Annotated in this window: 1 protein-coding gene; it reads left to right on the forward strand. The window is 63.3% G+C overall.

Going from position 1 to position 1694, the window contains the following annotated elements:
- Window positions 1-1694: Ig-like domain-containing protein (locus DBR22_RS15515; RefSeq protein ID WP_258229237.1), on the forward strand; the 1694-nt coding region annotated here is incomplete at both ends.

Below are 1694 nucleotides of genomic sequence, written 5' to 3' on the forward strand. Positions count from 1 at the left end.
GCTCCACGCACTGCTGACAGTGCTGCTGCTCGCGCTCGGTGTCCTGGTGGCGCCGGTCGCGGCATCGGCTGCCCCGGGGGATGTCGGGGTTGAGGGCCCGTCGCATTCGGGGACGGGGTCACCGACCGGCACAAAGCGCGCCACGAGTGCGTTGTGGTTCAACGACGGGTCCTGGTGGGGGAACCTTTGGGACACCGCCAGCTCGGATTTCCATATCTTCCGGTTCAATGCCGCGACAAATTCGTGGGTCGATACGGGTGTGGCAACCGAGACGCGCTCGAACACCCATCATGACGTGTTGTGGGACGGGACGACTTTGTATGTGGCGAGTTATCGGTTCCTGAGCACCGACCCGTCACCGGCTGATCCGGGTTTCCCGACGACGATGCGGCGTTACAGCTACAACACCAGTACAAAAACGTACTCTCTCCTGGGTTCTTCACAGATCAACAACTACCGTGTTGAGGCGCTGACGATCGATAAGGACTCGACCGGCCGGGTGTGGGCCACGTGGCAGCAGGGGAACAGGATCTACCTGAACGTCACGGGCACGGACGGCGCAACCTGGGGGACGCCCTTTGCTCATCCTGCATCGCTGAGCAACGTCTCTGTGGACGACATTTCGGCTGTGATTGCGTTCGGACCCGGCAAGATGGGTGTGATGTGGAGCCGGCAGGTCGGTGATTCCACCGACGGTATGTATTGGAGCTACCACGTCGATGGAGCGCCGGACACAGACTGGACCGCCCCGGTGGCGGCGGTGTCGGGGCAGCGCACTGGTGATGACCACATGAACCTGAAGTGGCTGGACTCCTCGGGTGGGCGGGTGTTCGCGGCTGTTAAGACGTCGTTCATAGCGTCGTCCCAGCCGCTGATCCAGCTGTTGGCATTGAATGGGACTACGTGGACGCCGCACACCATCGCGACTGTGTCGGAGTGCCCGAACCGGGTGATGCTCCTGATTGATGAGAGCACAGAGATGCTGCGGACCTTCGCCACCTATCCAAAGCCGGGCGGCACCACGAACGCCGGGGCCTGCTCCAACTCCGGGGGCGCTATCTACGAGAAGTCCGTGCCGCTGAGCGATATTGATTTCAGCACTGCGACGAAGACGCTCCGCATCCTGGACGCCGATCAGTATGCCCACAACGTGACGTCGACGAAGCAGAACCTCAACAGTTCGCGGGGCACGGCCAACAGTGGCCTGCTGGTGCTCGCCGACGTGGACGACACCAGCCGTTACTGGCATTACTACGACGCCAGCGGTAGAGATACAACGGCACCGACGGTGACGGTTACGTCTCCAACTGCTGACGCGACTGGTGTAGCGGTGGGCGCGGATGTAACGGGCACGTTCTCGGAGGCGATGACTGCCTCGACGGTCACGTCGGCCGCGTTCACGTTGACGGCAACGACGCCCGGCACGGCGCCCGTTCCTGCAGCTGTGACGTACAACGGCACAGGCAACGTGGCAACGTTGGACCCCAGTGCGGATCTGGCGGCGGGTACGACGTACACGGCGACGATCAAGGGCGGCGCCAGCGGGGTGAAGGATGCTGCCGGTAACGCGTTGGCGTCGGACAGGACCTGGACGTTCACCACGGCTTACCCGGCGCCGGTTGCCTCGTTCACGGCGACGCCCATTTCGGGGACCGCCCCGCTGGAGGTGTCCTTCACCGACACGTCCACCGGTT

It is taken from the genome of Arthrobacter sp. HMWF013, from assembly GCF_003061105.1.
Classification (GTDB): Bacteria; Actinomycetota; Actinomycetes; order Actinomycetales; family Micrococcaceae; genus Arthrobacter.